12 protein-coding genes and 2 tRNA genes are annotated in these 16,842 nt (G+C 60.1%); 11 read left to right on the top strand and 3 right to left on the bottom strand.

All coding sequences use genetic code 11. From position 1 onward, the window contains the following. Positions 1–101: 101 nt before the first annotated feature. Both MQW23_RS04795 and MQW23_RS04800 read left to right on the top strand, forming a co-directional pair. Positions 102–177 (top strand) — tRNA-Ala (locus MQW23_RS04795). A gap of 20 nt (positions 178–197) precedes the next feature. Further along, positions 198–273, top strand: a tRNA-Glu gene (locus MQW23_RS04800). 729 nt (positions 274–1,002) lie between these two features. On the opposite strand, the gene gltA is transcribed toward MQW23_RS04800, so the two are convergent. Beyond that, positions 1,003–2,289, bottom strand: a complete 1,287-nt coding sequence (gene gltA, locus MQW23_RS04805) for a citrate synthase (protein WP_252106670.1) — start codon at positions 2,287–2,289, stop codon at positions 1,003–1,005. A gap of 492 nt (positions 2,290–2,781) precedes the next feature. Here gltA and sdhC point away from each other — a divergent pair, with 492 nt between their 5' ends. From sdhC to sucD, 9 genes are all read left to right on the top strand, one after another. Continuing rightward, positions 2,782–3,159, top strand: coding sequence for a succinate dehydrogenase, cytochrome b556 subunit (gene sdhC, locus MQW23_RS04810; RefSeq protein ID WP_252106671.1), 378 nt, complete (start codon positions 2,782–2,784; stop codon positions 3,157–3,159). Continuing rightward, the gene (gene sdhD, locus MQW23_RS04815; protein ID WP_252106672.1) at positions 3,153–3,500 is read left to right on the top strand and encodes a succinate dehydrogenase, hydrophobic membrane anchor protein; all 348 of its coding nucleotides are present in this window, start codon (positions 3,153–3,155) and stop codon (positions 3,498–3,500) included. The genes sdhC and sdhD overlap by 7 nt, the downstream gene beginning before the upstream one ends. A 3-nt stretch (positions 3,501–3,503) precedes the next feature. Further along, positions 3,504–5,276 (top strand): succinate dehydrogenase flavoprotein subunit, encoded by a 1,773-nt coding sequence (gene sdhA / locus MQW23_RS04820; protein WP_252106673.1) that lies wholly within the window; start codon positions 3,504–3,506, stop codon positions 5,274–5,276. A gap of 41 nt (positions 5,277–5,317) precedes the next feature. Next, complete coding sequence (locus tag MQW23_RS04825) at positions 5,318–6,028, top strand: succinate dehydrogenase iron-sulfur subunit (RefSeq protein ID WP_252106674.1); 711 nt, start codon at positions 5,318–5,320, stop codon at positions 6,026–6,028. A 329-nt stretch (positions 6,029–6,357) separates the two neighbouring features. Then, positions 6,358–9,192, top strand: coding sequence for a 2-oxoglutarate dehydrogenase E1 component (locus MQW23_RS04830; RefSeq protein WP_252106675.1), 2,835 nt, complete (start codon positions 6,358–6,360; stop codon positions 9,190–9,192). A gap of 39 nt (positions 9,193–9,231) precedes the next feature. Beyond that, entirely contained in the window at positions 9,232–10,821 is a 1,590-nt protein-coding gene (gene odhB / locus MQW23_RS04835; RefSeq protein ID WP_252106676.1) for a 2-oxoglutarate dehydrogenase complex dihydrolipoyllysine-residue succinyltransferase, read from the top strand. 147 nt (positions 10,822–10,968) lie between these two features. Next, positions 10,969–12,408 carry a dihydrolipoyl dehydrogenase gene (lpdA, locus tag MQW23_RS04840; protein WP_252106677.1) on the top strand — a complete coding sequence of 480 codons (1,440 nt, stop codon included), beginning with the start codon at positions 10,969–10,971 and terminating at the stop codon, positions 12,406–12,408. 187 nt (positions 12,409–12,595) lie between these two features. Further along, the gene (sucC, locus tag MQW23_RS04845) at positions 12,596–13,762 is read left to right on the top strand and encodes an ADP-forming succinate--CoA ligase subunit beta (protein ID WP_252106678.1); all 1,167 of its coding nucleotides are present in this window, start codon (positions 12,596–12,598) and stop codon (positions 13,760–13,762) included. Continuing rightward, positions 13,762–14,634: a succinate--CoA ligase subunit alpha gene (gene sucD / locus MQW23_RS04850; RefSeq protein ID WP_252106679.1), complete on the top strand. Its 873-nt coding sequence runs from the start codon at positions 13,762–13,764 to the stop codon at positions 14,632–14,634. The genes sucC and sucD overlap by 1 nt, the downstream gene beginning before the upstream one ends. Before the next feature lie 89 nt (positions 14,635–14,723). On the opposite strand, the gene gpgF is transcribed toward sucD, so the two are convergent. Continuing rightward, positions 14,724–15,728: a glucosaminyl phosphatidylglycerol flippase gene (gene gpgF / locus MQW23_RS04855; RefSeq protein WP_252106680.1), complete on the bottom strand. Its 1,005-nt coding sequence runs from the start codon at positions 15,726–15,728 to the stop codon at positions 14,724–14,726. Beyond that, a complete protein-coding gene (gpgS, locus tag MQW23_RS04860; protein WP_252106681.1) occupies positions 15,700–16,818 on the bottom strand; it encodes an N-acetylglucosaminyl phosphatidylglycerol synthase in 1,119 nt (372 codons plus the stop codon). Before gpgS ends, gpgF begins: the two co-directional genes overlap by 29 nt. Positions 16,819–16,842: the final 24 nt, after the last annotated feature.

Raw genomic sequence — 16,842 nt, forward strand, 5'->3', positions numbered from 1 at the left:
AAACGGGCGGGCCGTGCTCTAGGCCAAGCGTGAATTCGCCGCTTTTCTGGTTGACGAAGGCGAGGCTAATCAGTACTATACGCATCGTCTTCACGACACGTGGGGCCTTAGCTCAGCTGGGAGAGCGCGACACTGGCAGTGTCGAGGTCAGCGGTTCGATCCCGCTAGGCTCCACCACCGCAAGTTTGTGATTACACGTCCCATTCGTCTAGTGGTCCAGGACACCGCCCTTTCACGGCGGTAACAGGGGTTCGAACCCCCTATGGGACGCCACGATCCTTCCTCCAGAAACACCATTTTTGACTTCTTTTTATATCGCACCCTTAACATGGGTTAGCGAGAATTTCTGTCGTTTGAACCCCGCGTTTTAAGCCATTTTTTGCCTTTTTGGGCTTGACTTGTCCACTTGATCTGTTCCGTAGGGCGGGTTGTGCACAAGAGCTGTCCAACTGCCCAAAAAATCAGCGATTTAAGATTATCTTAATTAAATCAATAACTTAGTTTAGATCAAAAAGTAACCAATTTAAAGAAAAGCCACTGTTCATGGCGATTTCGGGACGTTTTATGATGGTTGTAAACAGGGTTATCCACAGATAGTGTGGAAAACGCGATTTCCTTGCCGTGTTGGAAAATTGTCAAGGCAAAAATGGTCGAAATCGCCAACTTTTTAGCGCTCCAAGAGGCGGCGATGTGCCGGGTTTTGGCTTGCGATGATCACTTATCGGGCGCGGGGTGTGAACGGCTTTGAAAAGCGCCTTAAGCCGTCAGCGAGCTTGTTTACAGCGTACTATCAGTGGCTATGGATCAGTGACTATATAGAAGCAGGGAAGGGCGCTGCGGCGCGCACAGCGTGACGCTCAAGGAGTGCGGGGTTACGCGCGTCTTTGTCCTGACGCAAAAAGGCCGCCCGGAGGCGGCCTTTTGATTGTGCACGGTTCACTTGTGCACGATCCACTCAAGAACAATCCATTCAAGAACGATCGATTCAAGAGCAGTGGCGCGTTACTTTTTGGTGGGGTAGTCGCGCTTGTCGTGGCCGGTGTAAAGCTGGCGCGGACGGCCGATCTTGTAGCTCTCGCTGAGCATTTCGTTCCAGTGCGAGATCCAGCCGATGGTGCGTGACACGGCGAAGATCACGGTGAACATATTGGTCGGGATGCCCATCGCCTTCAGGATGATGCCGGAGTAGAAGTCGACGTTCGGGTAGAGCTTGCGCTCGATGAAGTATTCATCTTCCAGCGCGATCTGCTCAAGGCGCTTGGCAATCTTGAGCTGCGGGTCGTCGGCCATGCCGAGCTCGGCCAATACTTCGTCGCAGCTCTCTTTCATTACCTTGGCGCGCGGGTCGAAGTTACGGTAGACGCGGTGGCCAAAGCCCATTAGCTTGAACGGGTCTTCCTTGTCTTTCGCCTTGTCGACGAAGCGCTGGATGTTCTCTTCCGAGTCGTCGCCGATCTCGTCGAGCATCGCCAGTACCGCTTCGTTGGCGCCGCCGTGAGCCGGGCCCCAAAGCGCTGCGATGCCGGCGCTGATGCAGGCAAACGGGTTGGCACCGGTCGAGCCTGCCAAACGCACCGTAGAGGTGGAGGCGTTCTGCTCGTGATCGGCGTGGAGCATGAAGATGCGGTCCATCGCCTTGGCGTAAACCGGGTTAATCTTGTACTCCTCGCACGGGTTGCTGAACATCATGTAGAGGAAGTTCTCTGCATAGCTCAGGTCGTTGCGCGGGTAGTTGAACGGCTGGCCGACGTTGTACTTATGTGACATCGCGGCAAGCGTGGGCATCTTCGCGATCAGGCGGATGGCGCTGATTTCACGATCTTCCTGCTGGGTGATGTCCATATGGTCATGGTAGAACGCGGCAAGACCGCCTACGACGCCACACAAAATCGACATCGGGTGCGCGTCGCGGCGGAAACCCTTGAAGAAATTGTTGATCTGATCGTGAACCATGGTGTGGTTACGAATGCGGGTTTCGAAATCCGCGTACTGCTCTTCAGTCGGCAGTTCGCCGAACAGCAGGGTATAGCAAACCTCTACGAAATTGGACTCTTTGGCTAGCTGGTCGATCGGGTAGCCGCGATGCAGCAGCATGCCCTGTCCGCCATCGATATAGGTGATCGCGGATTGGCAGGAAGAGGTGGACATGAAGCCAGGGTCGTAGGTAAACAGGCCTTCGCCACCCAGGCCACGGACGTCTACGACATCGGGGCCCAGCGTGCCGGAATAAATAGGTAGCTCGATCGGGTCAAGACCGTCTACCGTCAAGGTCGCTTTCCTGTCAGCCATGAAGGCCTCCTTTCGAATTCGGTTTGGGACGTAAAGTCGTTGTTTCGCTTACCGCGCCGGCGAAAAGGCTCGCCTACTATAGAAGCGTGCGACTTTTTGTCAATTAGCCTTAATAGTCGCCGTAATTGTACAAAAGCTATTATCTGGTCGTGCTTTTGTCTAATTTTAAGAGGCTGGTGAAGAAATTATTCTTCAGACGTACTAGAATAAAGCGGTTAACAGGCTTATGAAGCTAGCGGTCTATCGAATACTATAGTCATGCTGCAACGCAAAATCGACTCTACCTGGTGGCAATTTTTAGTAGTCACAGTCGAGTTAGACCTGCGTTCGGTTTGTAAGCCGGGGCGAAGGTTCTTATAATCCACCGCGCGCGACCGACCTCGAGTTAGTCGGATGCGACTTGGCAACGGCCGAGCCCCTTCCAGCAACCACTGCCCGCTCGGGGTTAGCCCGAACCTTCGCAGAGTGGGCCAAAAGAGTGTGTATAACGCCGTGAATAGCAAACGACCCGTAAACCTGGACCTTTCGACAATCCACTTTCCCCTGCCGGCGCTGACGTCGATCACACACCGTATTACGGGTGTCATCCTGTTCGTCGGCCTGATCTTTGCCTTCTGGGCACTGGGGGAATCCCTCTCTTCACCGGCCGGTTTCGATGCCGTGCGTGACGCGCTGGCCACCAACATTCTCGCCAAGTTCGTTGCCTGGGGTCTGCTGTCTGCGCTGGCCTTTCACTTCGTGGCGGGTATCAAGCACCTGCTGATGGATGCCGATATCGGTGTCACCCTGGAAGGTAGCGTTCAAAAAGCGCAGATCACCGTTGTCGTCAGCGCAGTTCTCATCATCTTGGCAGGAGTTTGGGTATGGTAACCAACATTACGAGTTTCGGTCGTAGCGGACTCTCCGACTGGCTCATGCAGCGCGTATCCGCCGTGATCCTTGCGCTTTATACGCTGTTCATCGTGGGCTACCTGCTGTTCAACCCCGATCTCGACTATTACACCTGGAGCGGGCTTTTCAACCAGATCTGGATGCGGATCTTCTCGCTGTTGGCCTTCATTTCTATCGCCGCTCACGCCTGGATTGGCCTTTGGACAGTCACTACCGACTACCTCAAGTCCACTCGTCTGCGTGTCGGTGCCCAGGCGCTCATCATTCTGGCCATCTTCGTTTACCTGGTCTGGGGCATTCAAATTCTGTGGGGAGCTTAATCCATGTCTAACCTTCGTAGCCTGACGTTTGACGCCATCATCATCGGTGGCGGTGGCTCTGGCCTGCGCGCTGCTCTGGAACTTGCCAAGTCCGGCAAGAAGACAGCGGTTCTCTCTAAAGTGTTCCCGACCCGTTCGCACACCGTATCGGCTCAGGGCGGCATTACCTGCGCGATCGCCTCATCCGACCCGGATGACGATTGGCGCTGGCACATGTACGACACCGTCAAGGGCGGCGACTACATCGCCGACCAAGACGCCGCTGAGTACATGTGTTCCGAAGGCCCGAAAGCGGTCTTCGAGCTCGAGCACATGGGGCTTCCGTTCTCGCGTTTCGATAACGGCCGTATCTACCAGCGCCCCTTCGGCGGCCAGTCGAAGAACTTCGGTGAAGGCGGTCAGGCCGCGCGTACCTGCGCCGCCGCCGACCGTACCGGCCATGCGCTGCTGCACACGCTTTATCAGAACAATCTCAAGAACAACACCACGTTCTTGAACGAGTGGTACGCGGTCGATCTGGTCAAGAATGCCAGTGGCGACGTCGTGGGCTGTATCGCCATGTGCATCGAGACCGGCGAAGTGGTTCACGTCAAATCCAAGGCCACGGTGCTCGCCACCGGCGGCGCAGGTCGTATTTACGCGTCGACCACCAATGCCCTGATCAATACCGGCGACGGTATCGGCATGGCGCTGCGCGCCGGCTTCCCCATGCAGGACATGGAGATGTGGCAGTTCCACCCGACCGGTATCTACGGTGCCGGCACGCTGGTCACCGAAGGGTGCCGCGGCGAGGGTGGCTACCTGATCAATAAGGATGGCGAACGCTTCATGGAGCGCTATGCGCCCAACGCCAAGGACCTGGCCGGCCGCGACGTCGTTGCCCGCTCCATGGTCATGGAAATCCTCGAAGGCCGCGGCTGTGGCGACGAGGGCGACCACGTCTTCCTGAAGCTCGACCACTTGGGTGAAGAGGTGCTGGGCAAGCGTCTGCCGGGTATCGTCGAACTCTCCAAGACCTTCGCCCACGTCGACCCGGCCAAGGATCCGATCCCGGTCGTGCCGACCTGCCATTACATGATGGGCGGTATCCCGACCAACGTTCACGGTCAGGCCATCATGCAAAACGAGTCCGGCGAAGATCAGATCATCAACGGTCTGTTTGCCTGCGGCGAAGCGGCCTGCGTATCGGTTCACGGCGCCAACCGCTTGGGCGGCAACTCGCTTCTGGATCTCGTGGTCTTCGGTCGCGCGGCGGGCATGTTCATCGAAGGCGCTCTCAACGAAGGTATCGAGTACCTAGACGCCTCCGAGTCCGACATCGAAACCGCGATGAAGCGGATTACTCGCTGGAACGAGTCCGAAGGCGGCGAAAGCATTCCCGAGCTCAAGGCCGAGCTTCAGAGCATCATGCAGAACTCTTTCGGCGTGTTCCGTAAAGAGGACAACATGCAGGAAGGCGTACAGAAGCTGTCCGAACTGCGCAAGCGCATTGCGAACGCCCACCTGCCGGACAAGTCTAATGCCTTCAACACCGCACGCGTTGAAGCGCTCGAGCTCGATAACCTGATGGAAGTGGCTGAAGCAACGGCGATTGCTGCCCTCGAGCGTAAAGAGAGCCGTGGTGCGCACTCGCGCTACGATTATCCTGACCGTGATGATGTCAACTGGCTGAAACACTCGCTCTACTTCCCGCTCACCAAAGAGCTGAAGCAGCGCGACGTCAACTTCAAGCCGAAAACCGTTGATACGTTCGAGCCGAAGGTTCGTACCTACTAATCTTCGTACTGAGTCAGTCTGTGTACTGAGAGGGAGTCACAATGTCCAATCTTCAGGTATCGATATACCGTTACAACCCGGAAACCGACTCCGCGCCCTACATGCAGGAGTTCCAGGTCGACACCAAGGGTCGCGACGTGATGGTGCTGGACGTTCTGCACATGATGAAAGAGCAGGACAGCGGCCTGGCGTTTCGTCGCAGCTGCCGCGAAGGCGTGTGCGGCTCGGACGGCATGAACATGAACGGCAAGAACGGACTGGCGTGCATCACGCCGCTGTCCGACGTGGTCAAAAACGGCAAGCTGACCCTGCGTCCGCTGCCGGGTCTGCCGGTCATCCGCGACATGGTCGTGGATATGGGTATCTTCTATAAGCAGTACGAGCGTATCCAGCCGTACCTGCAAAACGATACCCCGGCGCCGGCCATCGAGCGTCTGCAGTCGCCGGAAGATCGCGACAAGCTCGACGGTCTGTACGAGTGCATTCTGTGCGCGTGTTGCTCGACCTCGTGCCCGTCGTTTTGGTGGAATCCGGACAAGTTCGTTGGTCCGGCGGGGCTCTTGCAGTCCTACCGCTTCCTGGCGGACACCCGCGACAACGCGACTCGCGAGCGTCTGACCGATCTTGAAGATCCGTTCTCCGTGTTCCGCTGCCGCGGCATCATGAACTGCGTGGCGGTGTGCCCCAAAGGGCTCAACCCGACCCGCGCGATCGGCAAGATTCGCGAAATGCTGCTGGCGGATGCCACGTAACTCGTTAATCTTTTGAAAAAAGACAAGTGAAGTGCAGGTTGTCGTACAAAGTTACTTAAATCCCGGCGCTTCGCTTGTTATCATAGAGTACGACATGTGGTGCGACGCTGCGTCGCAGTATCAAACAGCCACGTTTAAAAGCCGGTGCCCTTGTACCGGCTTTTGAGCATGAACTGCCAGCGAATTGCTGGATATTGAGCCACGTGAAGGTTTCCGGCCTCAGGTCGGTGCCGCCGGTCATTGATTCGCCCCGCCGGCAGGGCACAAGCGATGTCGCCGCATGGTGCAGCGATACCGATACCACCCCATCAGTGTAGGGTGACCGAGAGATGCAACAAGGCATAATGGAGTTGATGTGGCGTTCCTCTCACGTTAGTGGCGGCAATGTTCACTACGTGGAAGCGCTTTACGAGCAGTACCTCGACGATCCCGATTCTGTCCCTGACGAGTGGCGCCGCTATTTCAAAGAGCTGCGCGAGTCCGACGACAGTGCCTCCCAGGATGTTCCGCTTAGCCCCATTCGTGATCAGTTCTACCAGCTTGGCCGCGAAAGCCGGCCCGGCCAGGGCGCGGCCCAGGTCGACAGCGGTGAGAACAAAAAGCAGGTCAAAGTCCTGCAGTTGATCAACGCGTATCGCTTCCGCGGTCATCAAAAGGCGAATATCGACCCGCTTGGCCTGCGAAATCCTACCCCCATTCCGGATCTTGATCTGTCCTTTCATCAGCTTTCCAAAGCGGATCTCGATACCGAATTTCAGACCGGCTCCTTCTTTTTGGGCATCGACAAGGCCCCGCTGCGTGACATCGTCGACGCGCTCGAGCAGACCTACTGTCGCTCGATCGGCTGCGAGATCATGCACATCGTCGATACCGAAGAGAAGCGCTGGCTCCAGCGCCGTTTCGAATCGGTCAGAAGTGCGCCCACGTTCAGCGAAGACGTGCGCAAGCACGTGCTCGAGCGCCTGACCGCTGCGGAAGGCCTCGAAAACTACCTGGCTTCCAAGTACCCGGGCACCAAGCGCTTCGGTTTGGAAGGCGGCGAAACCTTCGTGCCGATGATGGACGAGCTGATTCAGCGCGCCGGCGGCTACGGCACCAAGGAAGTCGTGATCGGCATGGCCCACCGTGGCCGCTTGAACCTGCTGGTCAACATTCTGGGCAAGAACCCGGCGGATCTGATCGACGAGTTCGACGGCAAGAAGGTCATCGAGCGCGGCTCCGGCGACGTCAAGTACCACCAGGGCTTTAGCTCGAACGTCATGTCACCCGGCGGCGAAGTGCATCTGGCGATGTCTTTCAACCCGTCGCACCTCGAGATCGTGGCGCCGGTGGTCGAAGGCTCAGTGCGCGCCCGTCAGGATCGTCGTCAGGACGCCGACGGCAGCAAGGTGCTGCCGATCAACGTACACGGCGACGCGGCCTTTGCAGGCCAGGGCGTGGTCATGGAGACATTCCAGATGTCCCAGACCCGTGCCTACAAGACCGGTGGTACGGTGCATATCGTCATCAACAACCAGGTCGGTTTCACCACCTCGAACCCGCTGGACGCCCGCTCGACGGAGTACTGCACCGACATCGCCAAGATGGTTCAGGCGCCGATCTTCCACGTCAACGGCGACGATCCGGACGCGGTGATCCACGCAGCCCAGGTGGCGCTCGATTACCGTCAGCAGTTCAAAAAGGACGTGGTGATCGATCTGGTTTGCTACCGCCGTCGTGGTCATAACGAAGCGGACGAGCCCTCCGGCACCCAGCCGATGATGTACGCCAAGATCAAGGACCACGCCTCTTCGCGTTCGCTCTACGCCAAGCGGCTGGTCGAGCAGGGCGTGCTTTCGGAAGAGGACGCCAAGGCAATGATCGAGACATACCGCGACGATCTGGTCGCTGGTAATCACGTTGCCAACGCTTTGGTTCAGGAGCCGAACAAGTCGCTGTTCGTCGATTGGGCGCCGTACCTGGGCCATGAGTGGTCCGGTGATGCCGACACCACCGTCGACATGAAGCGCCTGCAGCAGCTGGCCGCGAAAATGTGCGAAATCCCGGATGGGGTCGACGTACAGCGCCAGGTCGCCAAGATCTACGAAGACCGGCGCAAGATGCAGGCCGGCGGCATGGGCGTGAACTGGGGCTTCGCCGAGACGCTTGCCTATGCCACGCTGCTGGATCAGCACCACCCGATCCGCATCACCGGTCAGGACGTGGGCCGCGGTACCTTCTCGCACCGCCACGCCGTGATTCACAACCAGAAAGACGGCACCACCTACGTTCCGCTGCAGAACATCGCCGACGGTCAGCCGCGCTTCACCATTCACGACTCCATCCTCTCGGAAGAGGCGGTGCTGGCGTTCGAATACGGCTACTCGACCACCGCGCCCAACGATCTGGTGATCTGGGAAGCGCAGTTCGGTGACTTCTTCAACGGCGCCCAGGTGGTGGTGGATCAGTTCATCTCCTCCGGCGAGACCAAGTGGGGACGGCTTTGTGGTCTGACCATGCTGCTTCCGCACGGCTACGAAGGTCAGGGCCCCGAGCACTCCTCGGCACGCCTGGAGCGCTTTTTGCAAATGTGCGCCGAGCACAACATGCAGGTGTGCGTGCCGACCACGCCGGCGCAGATTTTCCATCTGCTGCGCCGTCAGGTCATCCGCCCGCTTCGTAAACCGCTGATCGTCATGACGCCGAAGTCGCTTCTGCGCCACAAGGATGCGACCTCTAGTCTCGAAGATCTGGCTCAGGGCAAATTCCATATGGTGCTGCCCGACCAGGCCGAGCGCCCGGCGGAAGAAGTGACGCGGGTCATCATGTGTGCCGGCAAGGTCTACTACGATCTCGCCAACTGGCGCGCCGAGTACGAGCGTAACGACACGGCGATCATTCGCCTCGAGCAGCTTTACCCCTTCCCGAAGGAAGAGCTTCTCGAAGTGCTGGAGACGTACCCGAACCTCGAGGATGTCGTCTGGTGTCAGGAAGAGCCGATGAACCAGGGCGCCTGGTACCCGAGCCAGCATCACATGCGCACCGTCGCCGACATGCTCAAAAACGGCCTCGGCCGCGAGTTGAAATTTGCTGGACGTCCGGCCTCTGCGGCACCCGCGGCAGGTTACATGTCCGTTCACACTGAACAGCAGCGCCAGCTGGTGGAAGACGCTTTTAACCTATAAGCGGCCACCGGGTTTAGAGAACCTATTAAGGGAAATGACATGGCAACTGATATCAAAGCGCCAACCTTTCCGGAATCCGTTGCCGAGGGCACGGTCGCCGCTTGGCACAAGAAGCCGGGTGACAGCGTCGAGCGCGACGAGCTGATCGTCGAGATCGAAACCGACAAGGTCGTGCTCGAAGTCGTGGCCCCGGAAGCAGGCACGTTGACCGACGTGATGGCCGAAGAGGGTGACACCGTCGAGTCCGAGCAGGTGCTGGGCAAGATCGGCGAAGCAAGCGGCGGCGGCGAAGAGAAAGCCGAGAAGTCCGAGAAAGACGACGGCGGCGAGAAGCAAGAGAAAGACACCGGCGACGAGAAACAGGATGCCAAGCAGGAGAAATCCGGCGGCGGCAAGCAGCACGACGTCAAAGCGCCGAGCTTCCCGGAGTCGGTCCAGGAAGGCACCGTCGCCACTTGGCACAAGAAAGTCGGCGAAGCCGTGAAGCGCGACGAAGTGCTGGCGGACATCGAAACCGACAAGGTCGTGCTAGAAGTCGTCGCCCCTGCGGACGGCGCGCTTGCCGAGATCAAGGCCGAAGAGGGCAGCCAGGTCGAGTCCGAAGCGGTACTGGCCATCTTCTCTGAAGGCGGCGGTAGCGAAGGCGGCGACAGTGGCAGCAAGGCTGACGATAGCGCCAGCAAAGCCTCTGACAGCGAAAGCGATGAAGGCGCCGACGAGAAAGTGGGCGACAAGATCGTGGCCCCGGCGGCGCGCAAGATGATCGCCGAAAACGATCTCGACGTGTCGAAAATCGAAGGCACTGGCAAGGGCGGCCGCATCCTGAAGGAAGACGTCCAGAAAGCCGTGAAAGACGGCAGTGCCAAGAAGTCTTCCAAGTCCTCTGCACCGGCCAAGAAAGCCGCTGCACCGGCCGCCGCAGAAGGCGAGCGCGCCGAGAAGCGCGTGCCGATGACGCGTCTGCGCAAGACCATCGCCAAGCGCCTGGTCGAAGCACAGCAGACCGCCGCCATGCTGACCACCTACAACGAGGTGGACATGGGCGCGGTGATGAACCTGCGCGCGCAGTACAAGGACACCTTCCAGAAGGCGCACGACGTCAAGCTCGGCTTCATGGGCTTCTTCGTCAAGGCGGCGTCTGAAGCGCTCAAACGCTTCCCGGACGTCAACGCCTCTATCGATGGTGACGAAATCGTCTACCACGGCTACCAGGACATCGGCGTGGCCGTGTCCACCGACCGCGGTCTGGTCGTGCCGGTCCTGCGCGACACCGACGCCATGAAGATCGCCGATGTTGAAAAAGGCATCGTCGACTTCGGCAAGCGCGCCCGCGACGGCAAGCTCGGCATCGACGAAATGCAGGGCGGTACCTTCACCATCACCAACGGCGGTATCTTCGGCTCGCTGCTTTCCACGCCGATCATCAACCCGCCGCAAACGGCCATTCTGGGTATGCACAAGATCCAGGAGCGCCCGATGGCGGTCAACGGCAAGGTCGAAGTGCGCCCGATGATGTACCTGGCGCTCTCTTATGATCACCGCATGATCGACGGTAAGGACGCGGTTCAGTTCCTCGTCACCATCAAGGAACTGCTCGAAGACCCGGCGCGTCTGCTGCTCGACGTATAAGGTCTTGCGCCGCCGGGTTGAAACTCGGCGGCGAACCCCGACGTTTCGTTCAGGTGTTTCAAGTTATCGCCCCAGGCCCCGGATTCGTGTTTCGATTGGCACGATTGAAGCGCACGCATTCAGGGTCACCATGCGAAAGGAGCCAACATGGCTGACAAGTTTGATGTAATCGTTATCGGTGCCGGCCCCGGTGGCTACGTAGCCGCCATTCGCGCCGCCCAGCTGGGTCAGAAAGTCGCCTGTGTCGAGAAGTGGCAGGGCAAGGAAGGCAACGTGGTTCACGGCGGCACCTGCCTGAACGTGGGCTGCATTCCGTCCAAGGCGCTGCTGGAAGCCTCGCACAAGTACGTCGAAGCCAAGCACGACTTCGACGATCTGGGCATTCAGGCCAGCGACGTCTCCATGGACGTCACCAAGATGATGGCCCGCAAGGACAAGATCGTTAAGAACCTGACCGGCGGCATCTCTGGTCTATTCAAGGCCAACGGCGTCACCGCGATCGACGGTACCGGTAAGGTCGTTGCCAACAACCAGGTTGAAGTCACCGACCTGGACGGCAACGCCACCAAATTTGAGGCCGACAACATCGTCATCGCCGCCGGCTCCGTGCCGGTCGAAATCCCGCCGACGCCGCTGACCGACGACCTGATCGTCGACTCCACCGGCGCGCTTGAATTCAAGGACGCGCCGAAGCGTCTGGGCGTGATCGGCGCCGGCGTCATCGGTCTTGAGCTTGGCAGCGTTTGGAACCGTCTGGGTTCTGAAGTCACCGTGCTCGAAGCAATGGATTCCTTCCTGCCGATGGTCGACACCACCGTCGCCAAGGAAACCCAGAAACTGCTGAAAAAGCAGGGTTTGGACATCAAACTCGGCGCCCGCGTCACCGGCTCGGAAGTGAAGGACAACGAAGTCGTCGTCAAGTACACCGACGGTGACGGCGAGCAGGAAATCACCTTCGACAAGCTGATCGTCTGCGTCGGCCGTCGCCCCTACACCAAGGGCGTGATCGCCGACGACGTCAGCATCGAACTCGACGAGCGCGGCTTCATTTTCGTCGACGACCAGTGCCGCACCAACGTGCCGGGCGTTTACGCCATCGGCGACTGCGTTCGCGGCCAGATGCTGGCGCACAAGGCCTCGGAAGAGGGCATCATGGTGGCGGACATCATCGCCGGCCACAAAGCCGAGATGAACTACGACGCCATTCCGTGTGTCATCTACACCGCCCCGGAAGTCGCCTGGGTAGGCATGACCGAGCAGGATGCCAAGTCCAAGGGCATCGAAGTCAAGACCGGTACCTTCCCGTTTGCCGCTAGCGGCCGCGCCATGGCGAACAACGCCACCGAAGGTAGCGCCAAGGTGATCGCCGACGCCGAAACCGATCGCATTCTGGGCGTACACATCGTCGGCCAGCACGCCGGCGAGCTGATCGCTCAGGCCGTGATCGCGATGGAATTTGGCTCCAGTGCCGAAGATCTGGCGCTGACCTGCTACGCCCACCCCACCATGTCGGAAGCGGTACACGAAGCCGCACTGGCTGTGGACGGGCACGCCATTCACATGGCGAACCGCAAAAAGCGCAAGTAAGTCCGTGACGGCGCTCACTAACAAAACTGTGTAACAACCGGGCTGTGTAATAACCAGACGGTGTAATAACCAGGCGCCACTGTAAGGTGGCGCAACGCCTCGACCGGTTTTCGGAGCGAGGCACGGGGATGGCCGGTGCCCGGCATCGGCCATCGTTCGAGTCACATGCAACCAATGGCATGAATCGATGAACCTTCACGAGTATCAGGGCAAACAGCTGTTTGCCGATTATGGCTTGCCGGTATCCAAGGGCTTTGCCGTGGACACGCCGGAAGAAGCGGTAGAAGCGTGCAAAAAAATCGGCGGTGAAATGTGGGTCGTCAAGGCTCAGGTTCACGCAGGCGGCCGCGGTAAAGCGGGCGGCGTCAAGCTGATCAAGGACCCGGCAGAAGCCAAGGCGTTCGCCGAGCAGTGGCTGGGCAAGAATCTCGTCACCTACCAGACCGACGAAAAAGGTCAGCCGGTTGCCAAGATTCTGGTCGAGAACTGCACCGACATCGCCGACGAGCTCTATCTGGGCGCGGTCGTCGATCGCACCAGCCGTCGTGTCGTCTTCATGGCCTCCACCGAAGGCGGTGTCGACATTGAAACCGTCGCCGAAGAGACGCCGGAAAAGATTCTGAAAGCCGAGATCGATCCGCTGGTCGGCGCGCAGCCCTACCAGGCGCGCGAGCTCGCTTTCAAACTGGGCCTGAAAGGCGACCAGATCAAGCAGTTCACCAAGATCTTCCTGGGTCTTTCCAAGCTGTTCCACGACAAGGATCTGGCGCTTCTGGAAATCAACCCGCTGGTCATTACCGATGAAGGTAACCTGCACTGCCTCGACGCCAAACTCGGCCTCGACAGCAATGCGCTGTACCGTCATCCGGACCTGCAGGAAATGCGTGACCCGAGCCAGGAAGACCAGCGCGAAGCGGATGCGGCCAAGTGGGAGCTCAACTACGTAGCGCTCGACGGCAACATCGGCTGCATGGTCAACGGCGCGGGCCTAGCGATGGGCACCATGGACATCGTCAACCTGTCTGGCGGTAAGCCGGCCAACTTCCTTGACGTTGGCGGCGGCGCGACCAAAGAGCGCGTAGCTGAAGCGTTCAAGATCATTCTGTCTGACGATAACGTCAAGGCCGTACTGGTCAACATCTTCGGCGGCATCGTGCGCTGCGACATGATCGCGGAAGGCATCATCGGTGCGGTCGAGCAGGTCGGTGTCAACGTACCGGTCGTCGTGCGTCTGGAAGGTAACAACGCCGAGCTGGGTGCCGAGAAGCTGGCCTCCAGCGGTTTGAACATCATCGCTGCCACCAGCCTGAGCGACGCCGCTCAGCAGGTCGTCAAAGCAGCGGAGGGCAAGTAATGAGTATCCTGATCGACAAGAACACCAAGGTCATCTGCCAGGGGTTCACCGGTGGCCAGGGCACGTTCCACTCCGAGCAGGCGATTGCCTACGGCACGCAAATGGTCGGCGGTGTAACGCCGGGTAAAGGCGGCCAAACGCATCTGGGCCTTCCGGTCTTCAACACCGTTGCCGAAGCGGTCGAGGAAACCGGCGCCGAAGCCAGCGTCATCTACGTACCCGCGGCGTTCTGCAAGGACTCCATCCTTGAAGCCGCCAATGCCGGTATCAAGCTGATCGTCTGCATCACCGAAGGTATCGCAACGCTTGATATGCTCGACGCGAAAGTAAAATGCGACGAGCTCGGCGTTTGCCTGATCGGCCCGAACTGCCCCGGTGTCATCACCCCCGGTGAGACCAAGATCGGCATCATGCCCGGTCACATCCACCAGCCGGGCCGCGTGGGCATCGTCTCTCGCTCGGGCACGCTGACCTATGAAGCGGTCAAGCAGACCACCGATCACGGCTTCGGCCAGTCCACTTGTGTGGGCATCGGTGGCGACCCGATTCCGGGCTCCAACTTCATCGACATCCTCGAGATGTTCGAGAAGGACCCGAAAACCGAAGCCATCGTCATGATCGGCGAGATCGGCGGCACCGCGGAAGAAGAAGCGGCGGCCTACATCAAGGACAACGTCTCCAAGCCGGTCGTTGCCTACATCGCGGGCGTGACTGCGCCTCCCGGTAAGCGCATGGGCCACGCCGGTGCGATCATCTCCGGCGGTAAAGGCACTGCGGACGACAAATTCGGCGCTCTCGAAGCGGCGGGTGTCAAAACCGTTCGCTCGCTGGCCGAAATCGGCGACGCGCTGAAGGAAGCGACCGGCTGGTAAATGTTGCCGCTCGGTTCACGCGTACGTCAAAAGGGCACCTTCGGGTGCCCTTTTTAGTGTCTGGCCGTTGGCTCTTTATCGAGCGTCGTTTAAGCCCGTTTGAGCCAGCGCGCGCCCAGCAGCAAAAATACCGGCGCCCCCACGGCAAGATACAGATGATAGCTCACAAGCCGCCACACCAGCACCGCCGCCGCCACCTGCTCATGAGCCATCAAGGGCAGCAGCAGGGTGCCCACACCCAGCTCCGCCGCACCCGCACCACCGGGCAAAAAGCTGAGCTGACTGGCCGCCATTGCCAGCATTTGAACCATGAACGTCCAGAGCCAGTCCGCCTGCCCGCCCACACCGATCACCGCGATGAACAGAAGGCTATAGCGCAGCACCCAGTGAAGCGCGGTCAGCAGCAAAATGGCGGCAAGAGTGGGTTTGGGCAGGCGCAGCGTCATCGCCAGCGCCCGCCGGCCGCGCAGCAGCCGCCTCGCCAGCCAGCGCCGCCGGACAGCGTGCGGTCTCGATTTAGGGCGCAGGCGCAAAAGCCCCGGCAGATAGATAATCACGAGCGCGAAGACCGTGATCAAAACTCCCAGACCCAGCAGGGCGGCCTCGATCAGCCCCTGATGGGGCCAGCGCGTCTCACCGGTGAGCGAGGCTGCGACCGCCACGCCCAGCATGCTCAGAAAAAAGAGCGAGTCGCAGCCCTGGTCGATCAAAAACACCGCGGTGCCTTTGGCCGGCGGCACGCCGCGCCTGGAAAGCAGTGCCAGCAGCGTGACCGGGCCGCCGCTTCCGCCTGGCGTGGCGCAAAGCGCGAACTTGGCCGCAAGCTCGATACCGAGCGCGCTGCGCTGATTCAGCGTGGCAATACCCAGCATCAGGCGTAGCCGAAGGGCGTTGATGTTCCAGCACAACGCGGCAATGACGACCATGAGGCTCAGCAGGCCCGTTGGAAAAGCCCTCGCGTATACAAGCGCTTCGCGCCCGCCGGCCAGCAGGACCAAAACCAGGGGCGCGACGATGGCCGCCAGCAGCAAAACCACCGGCAGCACACGCAGGCGCCGGGCGGGCTTAGCGGCCGAGAGCGCGGGAAGGAGCATGACGTTGCTCGCCGGTCAGCGCTTGATAGTGGCCAAGCAGATCGAAGATAACGCTTTCCCATCCAAACCGGCGCTCGACGAAGTGGCGGGCGTAGCGGCCGCTTGCCGCGATGTCGTTATCGAACAGTGCTCGGCAGGCATCGGCCATGGCGTCGGGGTCGAGCGGTGGGCATAACACGCCACCACCCAGCGGCACGTTCTCGATCAGCGCCCCGGCGCGCGCGCCTACCACCGGCAGACCGCTGGCCATCGCTTCCTGGGCGATCAGCCCAAACGTCTCGCGGGTGCCGGCGTGCAGCAGCGCGTCGCTGGCGGCCAGCGCCGCCGCCACCTCGAAAGCGCCGCAGCAGCGGCTCACGCTGGTGACGTTGGCGGGCACGCGCGTCGGCATCCCCGGGCCCATCAGCAGAAGATGATACTCATCGCCCAGGTGCTTCATGGTCGAGAGCAGCACGTCGATGTTTTTCTCCCGCGAAAAGCGCCCGACGAAAATCAGCAGCCGCTTGTGCTCGGCGATCCCGTAGCGCGTTCGCAGGCCCGGGTCGGCGTGGCGCGGATGAAAGCGCTCGAGGTCCACGCCCAGCGACTGAACACGCACGTCACTCACGCCCCAGTCGCAAAGGCGATCCGCCATGGCCTGGCAGGGCGCGAGCACGCTGTCGAAACGGTTATAGAGATCGGTCACGTAGCGAATCAGGCGGCGCTGTACGCGGTGGCCGAAGCGGTCGCCCATCAGCCGGGGCAGGTCCGAGTGGTAGAAGCCCACCACCGGCACGCCAAGACGCTGGCCTGCCTCGAGCGCGGCCCAGGCGGTCACGTAGGGGTCGCCGGCTTCGATGACGTTCGGTGCAAGGTTGACGAGCGCTTCGCGCCAGGGTCCCCGGCGTAGCGGAAAGCGGTAGCCTTGGCCCAGCGGCAGGTTGAGCGCGGGCAGTGTATGGCGATCGCTCAGGCTGTCTCGCTCGGCGCCGGGCACCAGTAGGCTAGTGCGAACGCCGCTCGCTTGCAGTACGCGGTGTTTGGCCTGCAGGTAGGTACGCACGCCGCCGCTGGCGGGGGCGTGAAACATGGTGATGTCGGCAATGTGCAAGGTCGTCTCCGCCGGCGATAGTGA

Origin of the sequence: Halomonas sp. S3-1-1 (assembly GCF_023757625.1) — a bacterium.
Classification (GTDB): Bacteria; Pseudomonadota; Gammaproteobacteria; order Pseudomonadales; family Halomonadaceae; genus Vreelandella.

Excerpts from the sequence above, each read along its gene's own strand:
- gltA (WP_252106670.1), bottom strand. The coding sequence starts at position 2,289 with ATGGCTGACAGGAAAGCGACCTTGACGGTAGACGGTCTTGACCCGATC.
- sdhD (WP_252106672.1), top strand. The coding sequence starts at position 3,153 with ATGGTAACCAACATTACGAGTTTCGGTCGTAGCGGACTCTCCGACTGG.
- sdhA (WP_252106673.1), top strand. The coding sequence starts at position 3,504 with ATGTCTAACCTTCGTAGCCTGACGTTTGACGCCATCATCATCGGTGGC.
- MQW23_RS04825 (WP_252106674.1), top strand. The coding sequence starts at position 5,318 with ATGTCCAATCTTCAGGTATCGATATACCGTTACAACCCGGAAACCGAC.
- MQW23_RS04830 (WP_252106675.1), top strand. The coding sequence starts at position 6,358 with ATGCAACAAGGCATAATGGAGTTGATGTGGCGTTCCTCTCACGTTAGT.
- odhB (WP_252106676.1), top strand. The coding sequence starts at position 9,232 with ATGGCAACTGATATCAAAGCGCCAACCTTTCCGGAATCCGTTGCCGAG.
- lpdA (WP_252106677.1), top strand. The coding sequence starts at position 10,969 with ATGGCTGACAAGTTTGATGTAATCGTTATCGGTGCCGGCCCCGGTGGC.
- sucC (WP_252106678.1), top strand. The coding sequence starts at position 12,596 with ATGAACCTTCACGAGTATCAGGGCAAACAGCTGTTTGCCGATTATGGC.
- sucD (WP_252106679.1), top strand. The coding sequence starts at position 13,762 with ATGAGTATCCTGATCGACAAGAACACCAAGGTCATCTGCCAGGGGTTC.
- gpgF (WP_252106680.1), bottom strand. The coding sequence starts at position 15,728 with ATGCTCCTTCCCGCGCTCTCGGCCGCTAAGCCCGCCCGGCGCCTGCGT.